Annotated in this window: 12 protein-coding genes; 7 read left to right on the top strand and 5 right to left on the bottom strand. The window is 52.4% G+C overall.

The features are described from left to right. Nucleotides 1-46 precede the first annotated feature (46 nt). The 7 genes from JWZ98_RS17415 to JWZ98_RS17385 all read left to right on the top strand — a co-directional run bounded on the left by JWZ98_RS17415 (nucleotide 47) and on the right by JWZ98_RS17385 (nucleotide 9,137). Complete coding sequence (locus JWZ98_RS17415) at nucleotides 47-913, top strand: HDOD domain-containing protein (RefSeq protein WP_205451188.1); 867 nt, start codon at nucleotides 47-49, stop codon at nucleotides 911-913. 36 nt (nucleotides 914-949) lie between these two features. After that, on the top strand, nucleotides 950-1,801 hold the full coding sequence (locus tag JWZ98_RS17410; RefSeq protein WP_205451187.1) for an HDOD domain-containing protein: 852 nt from the start codon (nucleotides 950-952) through the stop codon (nucleotides 1,799-1,801). Continuing rightward, entirely contained in the window at nucleotides 1,798-3,546 is a 1,749-nt protein-coding gene (locus JWZ98_RS17405) for an efflux RND transporter periplasmic adaptor subunit (RefSeq protein ID WP_205451186.1), read from the top strand. Before JWZ98_RS17410 ends, JWZ98_RS17405 begins: the two co-directional genes overlap by 4 nt. A 21-nt stretch (nucleotides 3,547-3,567) precedes the next feature. Beyond that, nucleotides 3,568-5,712, top strand: coding sequence for a biotin/lipoyl-binding protein (locus JWZ98_RS17400; protein ID WP_205451185.1), 2,145 nt, complete (start codon nucleotides 3,568-3,570; stop codon nucleotides 5,710-5,712). Then, the gene (locus JWZ98_RS17395) at nucleotides 5,705-7,702 is read left to right on the top strand and encodes a hypothetical protein (protein ID WP_205451184.1); all 1,998 of its coding nucleotides are present in this window, start codon (nucleotides 5,705-5,707) and stop codon (nucleotides 7,700-7,702) included. Before JWZ98_RS17400 ends, JWZ98_RS17395 begins: the two co-directional genes overlap by 8 nt. Before the next feature lie 77 nt (nucleotides 7,703-7,779). Continuing rightward, nucleotides 7,780-8,667 (top strand): efflux RND transporter periplasmic adaptor subunit, encoded by an 888-nt coding sequence (locus JWZ98_RS17390; protein WP_205451183.1) that lies wholly within the window; start codon nucleotides 7,780-7,782, stop codon nucleotides 8,665-8,667. A gap of 278 nt (nucleotides 8,668-8,945) precedes the next feature. Next, nucleotides 8,946-9,137: a hypothetical protein gene (locus tag JWZ98_RS17385; protein WP_205451182.1), complete on the top strand. Its 192-nt coding sequence runs from the start codon at nucleotides 8,946-8,948 to the stop codon at nucleotides 9,135-9,137. Between the two features lie 109 nt (nucleotides 9,138-9,246). Here JWZ98_RS17385 and JWZ98_RS17380 read toward each other — a convergent pair whose 3' ends face one another. The 5 genes from JWZ98_RS17380 to JWZ98_RS17360 all read right to left on the bottom strand — a co-directional run bounded on the left by JWZ98_RS17380 (nucleotide 9,247) and on the right by JWZ98_RS17360 (nucleotide 14,039). Continuing rightward, entirely contained in the window at nucleotides 9,247-11,166 is a 1,920-nt protein-coding gene (locus tag JWZ98_RS17380; protein WP_205451181.1) for a hypothetical protein, read from the bottom strand. Between the two features lie 26 nt (nucleotides 11,167-11,192). Next, the gene (locus JWZ98_RS17375; protein ID WP_205451180.1) at nucleotides 11,193-11,657 is read right to left on the bottom strand and encodes a putative lipoprotein; all 465 of its coding nucleotides are present in this window, start codon (nucleotides 11,655-11,657) and stop codon (nucleotides 11,193-11,195) included. Nucleotides 11,658-11,932: 275 nt separating this feature from the next. Then, nucleotides 11,933-12,766, bottom strand: a complete 834-nt coding sequence (locus JWZ98_RS17370; protein WP_205451179.1) for a hypothetical protein — start codon at nucleotides 12,764-12,766, stop codon at nucleotides 11,933-11,935. A 182-nt stretch (nucleotides 12,767-12,948) separates the two neighbouring features. Further along, complete coding sequence (locus JWZ98_RS17365) at nucleotides 12,949-13,110, bottom strand: hypothetical protein (RefSeq protein ID WP_165786383.1); 162 nt, start codon at nucleotides 13,108-13,110, stop codon at nucleotides 12,949-12,951. Continuing rightward, nucleotides 13,107-14,039, bottom strand: coding sequence for a hypothetical protein (locus tag JWZ98_RS17360; RefSeq protein ID WP_205451178.1), 933 nt, complete (start codon nucleotides 14,037-14,039; stop codon nucleotides 13,107-13,109). Before JWZ98_RS17360 ends, JWZ98_RS17365 begins: the two co-directional genes overlap by 4 nt. Between the last annotated feature and the right edge of the window lie 31 nt (nucleotides 14,040-14,070).

The raw sequence follows: 14,070 nt of genomic DNA, 5'->3' as shown, positions 1-14,070 counted from the left end.
TATACTTCCGCTTGATTTAAACACTGTCTAATTTGGAGGGACGCCCTTGCTTGATCCTGCCGAGATCGATTCGCAAGCAGATTTGATCGAACACACCTTGCAAGAAATCAAAGGTTTGGTTTCTTTGCCCGAGGTATATCAGAAAGTTAGAAATTTGATCGACGATCCCCATTCGGATATCGAGCACTTTGTCGAAGTTGTGGCCAGCGATCCCAACTTAACCGTCGCCGTGTTAAGAGTTGCCAACAGCGCTTTCTTTGGTTTTCCGGGAAAGATCGACAGCTTGAGTCGCGCCGTCAATATGTTGGGCATCGGGCAGTTACATGACTTGGTGCTCGCTACCTCGGCGATTGCCTCGTTAAAATTGCCCAATGAGATCATGCCGCTGAAAACCTTTTGGCGGTTCAGCTTGTTCTCGGCGGTGTTGACCCGGTTGTTGGCAAGCCAGCTAAAATTCCCCAAGAGCGAACGCCTGTTTGTGATTGGTTTGTTGTATGAAATAGGGCATCTGGTGCTTTACGCAAAGCACCCTGAGTTGGCGAAACGCGCGATGGAACTGTCCCGGAATAACCAGGAATTACTGCACATCGCTGAACAAAAACTGCTGGGTATGCATTACGGCGAGATCGGTGCCAAACTGATGGCGCAATGGTGTTTGCCGGCGCATTTTCAAGACATTGTGCATTATCAGCCCACCCCTGACCTTGCCCCGGATCAGCGCAGGGAAACCGCACTACTGCATCTGGTGCGGGCCTGCGCCGAAAAATACATATCAGGGCATATGCGCGCAATCGAGGAAAGCGTATCCGCGGACATTTGGGAAATTTTGCAACTCAATGCCGAACAGTTGGCAGAGACTGTCGAACAAGCTTTAAAAGCCGCGACTGAGATGGAAAAGCTCATGTTCAATTAAGCCGCTATGAGAGCTGAACAAAAATTCCTTTGCGATTTGGCCGAAAAAATTTCGATGCCTGAGGTGTATCTGAAAATCAGGCTGTTATTAGAAAAGCCGGATGCCAGAATCCGCGATTATGTCGCGGTGCTGCAAACCGATGCCATGCTGACCGTCCGCATCATCCGCATGGCCAACAGCCGCTTCTTTGGTTTTAACCGCAAAGCCTACGATCTCTACGATGCAATCAGCTTGATTGGTACCATTCAGTTGCATGATTTGCTGTTGAGTAGCCTGTGCATGCGCACGTTTTGCAATATTCCCGACGCGGTGATGGACTTAAAGGAGTTCTGGTTGCATGGCATCGAATGCGGAATCGCCTGCCGTACGCTGGCTAAACTGGCCGGCCTACCCGCCGGACATCGTTTTTTTGCGCTGGGTCTGTTATTGGAAATCGGTCACGCGGCGATGTTTGTCAAAGCCCCGGAACAGGCGCTGGACGCATTGCTGGCCAGCCGGGAGCAGGGCTTGCCGATTGACGAGCAGGAACGGCTGTTGTTTGGCTTTGATTATTGTCAGTTGGGCTCGGAGTTGATGCGTTTATGGCATTTACCCGAGGTATATTCGCACATCATTGGTCACCAACTGCATCCTGAACTTACCGATCCGCATTATCGCAACGAAACCTATCTGGTTTATCTGGCGCAGCAAGTGTTTGCGGAGCCGGAACAATTTAACCAAGCGCTGAGTGGCTTAAAGGATAGCCAGCAACAATTTGCCGCCATCCCCAGTAATTTGAAAGACTTGGTCAGTCAGGAAATAGCCAACCATCTCGATGACATATTTCTGATGTTGTGCCCGCAGAGTGTGGTTCAGAGTAATGCTTTTTCCGGAGGTTTTCCGCTATGAGCGTTAGATTTGCCCAACAGTGGTTGGAGATAGTCTGCCGCATTGTGCCGCAAACTGAGGCTGCGGCATTGATGGTAACTGATGCGGATGGCAAAACGCTGCGGCTGTTGGCGAAATGGCCGGAGAACCTCGCCGATACCGCCGAGTTATCGGCTATTTGCAAACTCACACTGGATAAAAATCAACCCAGTTACATGCCTAATGTGGCAAAACCGGATCAACGGCAATATGACTTCTTCGGTCTGCCGGTATTTGACGGTTCGGTACTATTAGGCGTGATTGCGCTCAAACTGGAGCATGCTGTTGCTGATCGGCGCGCGGCTGTTTTTGCCACGCTGGAGCAGAGCGTGGAGTGGTGGCGTTTGGCGCAAGGCCGTTTGCAGCAAAACGACGATTTTTACAGTTCGGTAGTCGGTTTGCTGGCTGCTTGTTTCGAGCAAAATAGTTACCGCGAGGTTTTGATTAGCCTGGGCACGGAATTGACGCGCATGCTGAGTTGCGATCGGGTTGCCATCGGCGAATTTAAAGACAATTACAGCACGGTAGTGGCGATTTCCAACAACGCGCAATTTGACCAGCAAGCCAATCTTTTGCAAAAAATCGCCGATGCGATGGACGAAGCCATCGAACAGGATAGCGTGGTGGTAGTTCCTGACGTCAAATCGGTCAGCATCCAGCGCGCCCATCAGGAAATCGTCCGCAAGTATGGCTATGGTTCATTGCTGACCGTGCCGATGTTGCATGGCGGTGAGTTTATCGGCGCGGTTACCCTGTTACGCAGCGAAGAACAATCCTTTGCCAAGGAAACCGTACTACTTTGCCAACAAGCCCTGGCACTGATCTCCCCGTATCTGACTTTAAAAAAACTCGACGAACAAGCGTTGTCGGTAAAAATCGGCATCAAGCTTAAACAGCGGCTGGCCGAACTGATGGGCGTCAAACACTTCAAAGTGAAATTGACCGCCCTGGGCTTGGTGTTGTTCTTGTTGGTCACCTCCGTGTGGCGCGCTGATTTTCGGGTGACCGCCAACGCGGTGTTGGAAGGCAAAATTCAGCGGGTAGTCGCTGCGCCCATATCCGGATTTTTGCAATCGGCGGCGGTACGGGCCGGTGATACGGTGCGGCGAGGCGAACTAATGGCTAGCCTGGACGATGCGGAATTACAGCTGGAATTGAGCAAGCTGGACGGACAGCTGCAAAAATTCCGCCGCGAATATCGCGAAGCCTTGTCCGGTGGTGATCTGGTGAAAGTCAGGGTCATTAGCGCGCAAATCGACCAGGCCGACGCGGAGATGGAGCTGACCCGCCAGCAGTTGCAGAAAATCAATCTGGCCGCGCCGTTTGATGGGGTGGTGATTGAAGGCGATTTGAGTCAGAAGCTCGGTTCACCGGTCGAACGCGGTGAAATTCTGTTCAAAATTGCCCCGTTGGAAGGTTACCGCATAATCCTGAAGGTGGATGAAAGCCTGATTTCCTATGTGCAGGCAGGTCAAAAAGGCTCTTTGGTGTTGGCCAGTATGCCCAGCCGGACCTTTCCGCTACAGGTGCAAAAGATTACCGCAGTGGCCAAGACCGATAGCGGCAAAAACATCTTCCGTGTCGAAGCCAGCCTGGAAAATGCGCCCGAACTATTGCGGCCGGGTATGGAGGGTGTTGGCAAAATCGCGGCCGGGCGCGCTAGTTTATTGTGGATCTGGAGCCACGACATGCTGGCTTGGCTGCGTTTGTGGATTTGGTCCTGGTGAACCGGATGCCGAGGCTTGCTCATGGCTAACGAACTGTTCAGCCCGCACTGGTACCGGGTCGCCAAGCTCAAACCCAAATTGCATAGCCATATCGAGATTCATCGCCACGAGTACCGCGGCCTGATCTGGTACATCCTGGAAGACCCCAATACCGCCCGCCATCAGCGCTTTAATAGCCTGGCCTATCAGTTCATCGGGCTATTGGACGGCAAGTTGAGCGTACAAGAGATTGCCGACATCCTGAATCGGCAGCTGGGCGACTACGCACCCAGCCAACAGGACCTTATTCAACTACTGGGGCAATTACATCAGGCCGATTTGATTCAAACCGAAGCCTTGGTCAACACCGAAGAATTGTTCGAGCGTCAGGCGCGGCTAAGCAGCGCGAAAAGCAATCAGCGATTGTTGAATCCGCTGTCTTTGAGATTACCGTTGTGGGATCCGGACGAGTTTCTCAGCAAACATGCGTCTAAAGTGGCGGGTCTGTTCAGCGTCAAGTTCGGCGTGGTCTGGCTGCTAGTCATTGCAATTTCTTTACTGCAAGCAGGGGCTAATTGGTCGGAAATCAGCCATCATTTTGAATTGAACGCTTTGGCACCCTACAATTTTTTGATCATGTTCTTGCTGTACCCCTTGATCAAAATCCTGCATGAATTGGGGCATGGCTTTGCGATGAAGTTGAAAGGCGGCGAAGTGCATGAAATGGGCGTCAATTTTTTATTGTTCATGCCGGTGCCTTACGTCAATGTCTCCGCCGCCAACCATCTGCGTAACAAGTACGACCGGATGTTAATCAGCGCCGCGGGTATTTTGGTGGAAGGATTTCTGGCCGCGTTGGGCCTATTCTTGTTTTTGAGCACCGAGACCGGATTTGTCCAGGATGTGGGCTTCGACATCTTGCTGACCGGCGGCGTCTCATCGTTGTTTTTTAACGGGAACCCATTATTGAAGTACGACGGCTATTACATTCTGGCCGATGCCTTGAGCATTCCCAATTTGTATCAGCGTTCAAGCCAAATCTGGGCCTATTTGGCCCAGCGCTATTTGTTTGACTTGAAACAGGCGGTGTCGCCGGCTTCCGCACCGGGCGAAACGGCTTGGTTTGTCATTTATAGTTTGGCATCGCTGACTTACCGCCTGATGATGTTGTGGTTTGTCTGTATTTATCTGACCGAAAAATTTTTCTCACTGGGTATCGCCGTTGCGCTGTTGATGGTGTCATTACAGGTGGTGTTTCCGCTGTATAAAGCCATACGTTTTGTGTTTACCAGCCCCAGTCTGAGTCGGAAGAGAGATAAGGCGCTGCTGACCACGGCAGGCGTGGCCTTGTTTGTGGTTCTGGTTTTTGGTGCTTTGCCGATTCCCAATTACACGCTGGCTGAAGGTGTGGTGTGGCTGCCCGATGAGGCGTTGATCAAGGTGGAGCAAGAGGGTTTCATCGGCGAATTTCTGGTGAAATCCAATCAGTTTGTGAATCAGGGTGATGTGTTGCTGACTATGCATGACGACGCATTGGAAGCCAAAGCCAAGATCGCCCGCGCCAAAGTGGCCGAGTTGCAAAGCCAATATCGGGCCGAGAAAGAAAACGATTTGGTGAAGGCGGAAATTTTGAAAGAATCGTTGCGCGTTGCGGAATCCGAACTGGATCATTTGAATCATAAATCCAGCGCGATGATTATAAGCGCTGCTAAATCCGGTTATATTCTGTTGCCGGATGCTGACGATCTGACCGGTAGCTATTTGCGCCAGGGTGAGTTGATTGGTTACATTCTGGATGAACAGCCACCGACCATCCGCATGGTGGTAACGCAAGACAATATTGGCTTGCTACGGCAAGGCAGTCCGGAAATCAGCGTGCGTCTGGTTAGCGACCCGTATCGCGAATACCCGGCCAACATCATCCGCCTGGCGCCGGAAGCGACCAATACGCTGCCCAGCCCGGCCCTGGCGACCACCGGCGGCGGTAAGATCCGGGTGAATACGGAAAACGAACAAGACATGCAAACCCTGCAAAAAATCTTTTTGGTTGATCTGGACTTCTCGCCGCCGAAAAATCTGCCGATAGGTATGCGCGCTTATGTGCGGATCAACCACGGCGGCGAATCGATTATGACTCAGCTGTACCGCCGGGTACGCCAGGTATTTTTGAGGCAGTTCAATGTCTGAGTTGGTGTTGCGTCCAGGTGTGCATTTTGGCAGCTACCCGCAAAAGCAGGAAAGTCGGCTAAGCGATTTCGAACAAGGCGCCGCGGCATTTTTCGACAAACTCCACAAACGCCTGAACCGCGAGCGTTTCAGCCAGGCTTATATCGTCAGTCGAGTTGAAAAAGTTGCCGCTCCGTTAAGTAACTACAACGAGCAACAGTTGACCATTGCCATTCTCGAGCTGCGGGAAAATCTATACCGGCATGGTCTGACCGAAGAGCTGATGATAAGAGCCTTCGCGCTGATTCGCGAAGCCGCCGGTCGGACGCTGCATAAACGGCATTTTGATGTGCAATTGTTTGGCGGCTGGTTAATGATCAACGGCATGCTGGCGGAAATGGAAACCGGTGAAGGCAAAACACTGACCGCGACCTTGCCGGCCTGCACCGCCGCCTTGGCAGGCATCCCGGTGCATGTGATTACTGCCAACGATTACTTGGCGGCTCGCGATGCGGAGATACTGAAACCGCTTTATCTGCGCCTGGGCTTGAAGTCCGGTGCGGTGGTTGACGGTATGGACCTTGAACTGCGCCGAAAACTGTATCAACAACCCATCGTCCATACGACGAATAAACAAATTGCCTTTGATTATCTGCGTGACCGCATCGAGATGGGCGAGGATGTGGGCTTGTTAAAATTTCAATTCAAGCAGATTCAACAGCAAATCAAACAGCCGAAAAGCAACCCTCTGATCATGCGCGGCTTATGTTTTGCCATTATCGACGAAGCCGATAGCGTATTGATCGATGAAGCCAAAACGCCGCTGATCATCACCCAGGCCCGGCCGAATGATGAGTCTCCGGAAACCTACGGTGACGCCTTGTATCTGGCCTCATCGTTGTTCATCAACGACGACTTTGTCATGGACCCCAAAACTCGCGACGTCGAACTGACGCCGCAAGGCGAAAATACCATTGCGGATTTGATTATCGGCTTGGGGCCGAGTTGGAAAAACAAGCGCTGGCGGGAAGCCATGGTCAAACAGGCGCTAATCGCCGAGTATTGCTTCAAGCGCAACAAGCAATACATCCTGAAAGATAACAAGGTGCAAATCATCGACGAGTTTACCGGCCGGGTGATGGAGGATCGGTCTTGGGAGCAGGGCTTGCAACAAATGATAGAAGCTAAGGAAGGTTGCTTGATTTCCGAACAACGCGAGCCGCTGGCCCGGATCAGTTACCAGCGCTTTTTCGGCCGCTATCTCAAACTGGCCGGTACTTCGGGCACGGTGCGGGAAGTGGCCGCGGAAATGCAGCGTGTTTATGGTTTGCATAGCGTAAAAGTGCCTACGCACAGAGTATCGAAACGGATTTTGTTCAGCGAACGGATTTATGCCACGCAGGCAGCCAAGCAAGGCGTGTTTCTGCAACGGGTCCGCGAGTTGCACGCACTAGGCAGGCCGGTATTGATAGGCACCGGTTCGGTTGCCGAGTCGCTGGAGGTCAGTGTCTGTCTGGAAGCGGCGGGTTTGGTTCACCGGGTGTTGAATGCCGAGCAAGATCAACACGAAGCGGAAATCATTGCTCATGCCGGCCAGCTAAATGCGATTACGGTGGCGACCAATATGGCCGGCCGTGGCACCGATATAGCCCTGGGATTGGGCGTGGCGGACCTGGGCGGTTTGCACGTGATCGCATTGAACTGCAATGAATCTCGGCGCATAGATCGGCAACTATACGGGCGCTCTGCCCGGCAAGGCGATCCGGGTAGCTGCGAAGCGATACTGTCGCTGGAGGATGCGGCGCTACGGGAGTTTTATTCGTCTGCTATTCTCAAGACTCTGGCCGGCCTGGCTAAAGATCAGCAAGCTTTGCCGGCGCTGTTGGGAAAACTGATATTACGCTTGCCGCAAACTTACAAAGAGCGGCAACAGCGCAACGTCAGAAGGCAACTCAGCAAACAGGATAAGCATTTGTCGCGTATTTTGGCGTTTTCAGGCAAGTTTGAATAAACGCTGTGGCCTTAAATTTACTATTTTGTTAAAAATCAGAGCGTTTCAAATCAAACTAATCGATTAGTGATTTTTACATGCCCATACGCTACCATTTTTTTTGCGCATTAATCGGCCCTGGCCTGTTCAGTGGCACCGTGCTCGCCGCCAATCTGGATTGCATGGTCAAGCCGGAAATGTACGTCGAGTTGAGTAGCCCGGTGTCGGGTACCGTCGCAGCGCTGTTGGTCGATAAGGGCGATCACGTTACCAAAGGCCAGCCGCTGGCCCAATTGGAAGCGTCGGTGGAATTGGCCAAGTTTAACCAGGCCAAGGCCGATGCCGAGAGTAGCAGCGAGGTACGCAATCAGAAAGTGAAACTGGAATACGCCACGCGCAACCGCACCCGTTATCGGAGTTTAGCCACCACCAATGTCATTTCACAAATCGAGAAAGATAAAGTCGAAACCGAAGTGGTGTTGGCTGGAATCGAGTTGAAAAAGGCAGAGGAACGTAAAAAGTCGGCGATGTTGGCATTGGATATGGCCAAGGCACAACTGGAAGTTAAAACCATCAAAAGTCCGATAGACGGTATTGTGATAGATCGCTATGCCATGCCCGGCGAGTCCGTCAGTGATCGCGCGATTATGAAGCTGGCGCAAGTCAATCCGTTGCGCGTTGAGCTGATCGCGCCGACTGAATATTTTGGTCTGATTCAGCCTGGCATGGAAGTGGAAGTACGCCCTGAGCTGCCGGCCAAAAAAGTCGTGAGAGCGACTGTCACCAAAGTGGACCAATTGATCGATCCGGCCAGTGGCAGCTTTACGGTGCGCATGACCTTACCCAACCCCAGCGACGTGCTGATCGGCGGCGTCAACTGTATCGCCACCTTTGATTTTGCCACGCCAGCTCCAACCACGACGCCGACTCCCCCGCCTTTTGTACCGCAGAACGTGGCGCCGGTGAGTCCGGTCATCAAGCGTTGAGCCAAGCAACAGCGCTTACCCGCCGCATTGATACTAACAAATAGGGTGGATTGACAAGCGAACGCCTACCGGTGTTTTTCCTGTCTGAAGCCTCGCGAGAACGGATTGATGCGGCATATCGGGTAAATTAGCGCAATTCAGGTATATGCTTCGAAGCTGGTGTAGCAATTATCTCGAAAACTGCGAGGCAACAGGCAACTCATACAAAGGGCTTGGAATAAAATTGGCTGCTCTCAAGTAGAGTTGTAGCCATTAAATCCGTGAACAAGAGGTAGCCAATGTCATACATGTCAATTAATTCAGGCGCGTCGCAAATTTATAGTGCTGCCGGAACCAATGTTCCGACAGTCAAAAAAGCCCAGCCAAACAGCCCCATACAAGCGTTTCAGCAAGTCCAACCGGTTGCTAAAGACGCCTCCGATCAAAATAACGAAGGTGGTAAAGGCAGATTTATTGATGTTCGAGCCTGATGCCCGAGAATTTCACCGCAAACTGCCTAGGGTCTGAGGGCAGTCCGGTAAAGAGGCAACGAATTTTCTTCCCTCCTCTCACCGTCGCTATACCCGCAAGCTAGCCTAGTTAAAAAGCCTCAGGCCAATATAGACCTGCTTCCGGCAGCAATCCTGGAAACGAGCCTTTACGGATGTTAAAGAACAACAGTTCAGGCAGGCTGACCACAAAACCTTTCAATCCTTTGCGTAGATTGTCCCCACCATCCCAAGGCCAACTGAACATACCATAAAGGCCCTGGCCGCCAGCTATCGCTAGATTGAAGCCGCCCTGCAATGGCCGAGGCCATAGCTGATCTTGAGTGAAGAATAAAAACGCCGCGTCATCCTCGTTCCATTGATAAATACTCGAACTCAGGGTATTAGATTCCTGTAAATCCACCAGCCATTGCGGCGTCTGCCGGTAACGTCGTTGACGCTGCCGTTCTCTGTAGGGCTGGCGCTGGAAGCTGGTGCTTAGTCGATATGTGTTTCCTATCTGGTCGTAGGCGATAAACGGAATCATGTTCAAGCCGCCTTCATCAACGTAACCGCCCAGCAGTCGCTGCGAAGCCTGGCTTCTACTTTCCTCGGCTGTAGACGAGATTTCCGCAACCGTCTGGTTAAGGAGCCGAAAGATTTCGGTGCCGCAATTGCGGCTAAGCAAGTTATAGCCATACAGAGATTGCAATTGGCTTTGATATGTTTCGATTTGCTGCGTGACGCTGTTTTGGAAATCTGCCAGTTCGCTGCTAGGTAGCGGTAAACCAAGCAATTTGGCCGCTGCCGGTCGTGATGGAGTGGCTGTCAATGGCAACAGCTGCAAAGACTGCTGATCATGGCGCGGCTTATGCAATCGCATAAGCGCCGTCGCGCTTAGCTCCAGTTCCGAGTAAGCGAGTTCATCCAGCGCTATGGGGTTGTCGAGTTGTTTGGACGCCGCGGTAAACAGTTCTTGACTGTATTGCAGGGCTGCCGGCAAGTTGTCGTTGTCGATAATAGTGGCTTGTGGGTCGTCACTGTCGGGGCGGCTGCGGTCCAGCACGCTCAGATAGCCCGAGGCGACGGCATGGTCCAGCGCATGCAAACGGGCCATTCCCACCAACAGCGGATAACCCCAGTCGCTGCGCTGGCTGTGCATCAGGGTCATTAAATCGGCAAACAAACGCCGCCGAAAATCTTGTAGCTTGGCTCGTTGCGCGGTGTTGAGTTTGTATGTCGCCTCGGGAATTTCTAACAAACTTTCGCTAAGCGGGGATAGCCTGGCGTGTAGCACATCCAGCGCTGCCAGATTCAGCAACTGATTGCGGTAGCGTTCGGCAAATGAGCTGTTCGTGGCGGTAAACCGTGTATCCGTGGGTTCAGCGGGGTTAACTGCTAACTCAGGTTTCAGGGTTTGCAGGGTTTGCCAAGCTTGCTGGCGCTTGGCCGGCAAAAAATCTTCGCCATACTTGTTAACGATGGCTTCGTGCAATTGTTGTAGCGCTTGGCTGTTATTGCTGGGTTTGTCTGCCTCGACAGGGAACGCTTCTGCCGCCCGATATTTCGTCAAAAAATAACCCAATCCTTTTATAGGCAGAGGCGGCGCAGAGCCAAGATTTTGCAAGCCTGAAACCAGCGTCTGGTCGTCGTGCAGGGCTTGTAACAGCGACAATTGCTGGTTTTGAATGAACAGGCGGCGACTGAAGGTGTCCCGTAGTGCTTGAAAAAAATCCTCAGACACTTCGATGCGGTGACCGTAAATGTTACGGTTCTCCTGAAAACCGTAGGCAAACTCAAAAGCCGCCGCATCGTTGCGATATAGGCGCAGCAAACCGGGTTCGATGTGTTGAAAATGAAAGACTTGTCGGTCGAATTTAATGGCGGCATGGCCGCCGCTGGCGCTGCCTTCGTTGGCGTCTATGTACAGGAACTCGAAATGATGACTTTGGTCTGCTTCGGCAACGGCTACCCAAAGTAAACAGCCCAGCGTCAGCGCCCACTTTGCGAATTTCAAGCCGGCAACTGGCATGACCAAGTGGGCGACTGCCTGCGGGATTATTTTTTTAAACCTTCTTCAATGACCTGTTTCTTCCAGGGCTCGTTATCGCTCAAACTTTCGGTAAACGCCGAAATTTGCGGTTTGCCGAGCTTGGCTTTGGCAAGTCCGCGACCGATGCCTACGTAAGTATTCCGGTCGGTTTCCCAGTTGGTGATCTCATGGCTTTCGGCTAATTCGCTAAGATGGCCGCGAAAACTGTCCAGCGTGCCGCTACTGGACACTACGAAGGTAGCGGTATAGTCGGCTACATCGGTTTCGTATTTTTCGTGTTTGTTACGCGACGAGTCGGAACTGGAGGTAAAGGGGCTGGACGCGCTTTTGAAGATGCCGCCAGAACTGTCAGACAAGCTGCCTATGCTGTCGGACGAACTCTCGGAGCTGGTGGAAAACGAGCAGCCGCTGATTAGCGCTGTTCCCAGAAAGACAGTGAATGCCAAAGTAAAGGTTCTGAATCGGTTCATATGCTTGGATGGCTTTAAAAAACAAGTAGTGTTACCGCTTATGCGCGTAGACGCAAGGTTTTACGCCTCTACAGTGTTTTGGGGGAGGTAGGATGGCGAATTGTCAACGCTCGCGGCCTCCGAAGCCGCATGATAAAAAGGGAGAAGAAGGTCAGGGATGAAGAGGCTTACATCCCGTGTTTATACGTTTTTAATGGGTAGTTCCAAGCTCGGGTGCTTAGCGTTATACACAAGTGCCGTCCCACGCGCTAGCGTGGGAACGAGCGAAAAATCTGCTAGTGCGAATGGGGGGCGGCACGCCGCAGGCGCACTGCCGCAGATGCCAGTGCAATGCCGAACAGCGAAAAAGCTCCCGGTAACGGCACAGGCTTAACCCAGGTCAAAGTACCACCAGCATTGTCGACCAAACTGACGCCAGCCGGTAAATTGAAAAACAACTTTGCGCTGTTCGACGCATCGGCTAGTGATTTGACGCCGGCACCATTGGCCCCTTGTATCGTTTGCAGCAAAAACGTGATTTCCAGGGTTTCGCCAGGGTCTATTGTCATGGCTGGCATTAATAATGTCATGTCAAGGTTGGTCAAGGTTGCCGTATTAAACAAGACGGTCCCCCCGTTTTGCGTAATTGGGGTTGTTGTATTGGTGGGAGGGTAGGAGAAACCATTACTAGCCTGACCAATATTGACGAAATGATCGCCTCTGGCTACTCTTGCCAAGCTGCCGTCATTGATGCTAAGGACACCGGTTATGCCCGCGCTGGCGCCAGAGTTTGGTACCAGCGGGCCAAGTGTATACTGGCCGGTAATGTTGACACCAAGCGCTCCGGCCGGCAGCAGTATTGGCGCGTTGCCCAGCGGATTGGTAAAGGTCAAACCTTGTAGTCCAGCATAAGCAAAGGAAGCGTCCGGGGATTCCGATCTTGCCTTGAATACGGCACTCAGCAGATCCGCCTCTGCAAAGAAGCCGGCGCCGGTCTGCGTGGCAAATGCAGGATCAGACGTGATCCCAGAACCGCTGGGGTCAGGGTATTGAACGAACACTGTCGCCGCTGTTGAAAGTTGGCTGGTCGCAAGCGCGCATATGCCAATATATCGTGCTAATTTCAACATAATAATCCTCCAAATGTTATGACGTGCTTTAAAGTATCTCTGACTGGTGTTTAATCTGAATGGTCTTAAGTAACTTAGATAGTGATATTGCAAGGAGCCTTGGCTGAAACGGTTGTTCGAGTTGGTTACCGAATCGGAATAACCGGAAACCCTGAATTCCGCCGTGGCGACATGACGCCATCCTAAATGTTGGCGTCGTCGAAAGCAGCTGGATTGGGATCGAAAAGACGCTGATTGCCGTAATCGTTGCCGCCATATTGCAAAATGGCCTGGTCCGCGCGAACAGCGGTGGTAAGGCCGAATAACGCGATGCCGAATAGCGCATAACCTTTGTTTAGATTCATGATTGGATTCCTGGGTTAATGGATTCGACCAGCGGGAAAATCATGGCTTGGTGCGAACGTTGGCGGGTGAAGCCGAATATGCCCGCCAACCCGGTAAGCATCAAGCCGATGGCTGGCGGGAGCGGGACAGGCGCTGTTTTCACCCAATCGAGCGCAATCGGCGAGTTCAGTAAAGTTCCCGCCGGCAATTGCAGGCTGATCGACGCGGTGTGCGTTGCATCGCTGGTAGCGCTCCAGCCACTGCCGGGAGTGCCCAAGCCGACGCCGGCCACGACCCAGGTATTCAGCGAATAATTCACGGTTAGAATGTCGTTCGGTTTCAGCGTGAAAGCCGGGAAGGCCAGATTGGCCGACAACTTGTCCGCATCTGCCGTACCGCTGCCGGTGAAACCGGCATTGGGGTTGAAATGAAAGTCGAAAAACGGCGATGAAGGGCTATTGGAAGCACCATATTGATACAGCACGCTAACGCCGGGAACATTATTGCCCGGGTAAGTTCCTGCCAACGCGGAACTCAGTACAGTGGCGGCTTGGCCGCTCGCTTCGCTGCCGATTGTGCGGCTGAACACCGCGTCGATGTCGGCATCAATCGCCCCGGCGGCAAAACTGATATTGACGGCGCCGGTATTTTTGAATGTTGCAGTCATGCCGGTGTAGGCATAAGTGGTTTGTGAGCCTGTATCCGCAGCTGCAGAACTGGCCTTAAAGATGCCGCTGCCGAAATCGGCGGAAGCCGTAGAGCCTCCGACTGCAATCGACAATACGCTGGGATGATGCTGCAAGGTATTCGCGACCCCGGGGCCGCCGTACTGGACATAAACGTCGGAAGCGATCAACGACAGCACAGGCGGCGGCGAAACTACTGCGGCAAACGTCGAAAACGGATTGACGCATAAAAACAAGGTGATCGGCTTAGCGGGAAAGTTCATGTTTAGGTCTCCTATCGACGGTCGTGTCGAT

This window comes from Methylomonas sp. EFPC1, from assembly GCF_016925515.1.
Taxonomy (GTDB): domain Bacteria; phylum Pseudomonadota; class Gammaproteobacteria; order Methylococcales; family Methylomonadaceae; genus Methylomonas; species Methylomonas defluvii.
This window is presented reverse-complemented; position numbering and strand designations above follow the sequence as displayed.

What these genes read in the sequence shown, in the direction of transcription:
- JWZ98_RS17370 (WP_205451179.1), bottom strand. Translation starts at nt 12,766, where the DNA reads ATGTTGAAATTAGCACGATATATTGGCATATGCGCGCTTGCGACCAGC.
- JWZ98_RS17375 (WP_205451180.1), bottom strand. Translation starts at nt 11,657, where the DNA reads ATGAACCGATTCAGAACCTTTACTTTGGCATTCACTGTCTTTCTGGGA.
- JWZ98_RS17360 (WP_205451178.1), bottom strand. Translation starts at nt 14,039, where the DNA reads ATGAACTTTCCCGCTAAGCCGATCACCTTGTTTTTATGCGTCAATCCG.
- JWZ98_RS17380 (WP_205451181.1), bottom strand. Translation starts at nt 11,166, where the DNA reads ATGCCAGTTGCCGGCTTGAAATTCGCAAAGTGGGCGCTGACGCTGGGC.
- JWZ98_RS17395 (WP_205451184.1), top strand. Translation starts at nt 5,705, where the DNA reads ATGTCTGAGTTGGTGTTGCGTCCAGGTGTGCATTTTGGCAGCTACCCG.
- JWZ98_RS17400 (WP_205451185.1), top strand. Translation starts at nt 3,568, where the DNA reads ATGGCTAACGAACTGTTCAGCCCGCACTGGTACCGGGTCGCCAAGCTC.
- JWZ98_RS17365 (WP_165786383.1), bottom strand. Translation starts at nt 13,110, where the DNA reads ATGAATCTAAACAAAGGTTATGCGCTATTCGGCATCGCGTTATTCGGC.
- JWZ98_RS17390 (WP_205451183.1), top strand. Translation starts at nt 7,780, where the DNA reads ATGCCCATACGCTACCATTTTTTTTGCGCATTAATCGGCCCTGGCCTG.
- JWZ98_RS17385 (WP_205451182.1), top strand. Translation starts at nt 8,946, where the DNA reads ATGTCATACATGTCAATTAATTCAGGCGCGTCGCAAATTTATAGTGCT.
- JWZ98_RS17405 (WP_205451186.1), top strand. Translation starts at nt 1,798, where the DNA reads ATGAGCGTTAGATTTGCCCAACAGTGGTTGGAGATAGTCTGCCGCATT.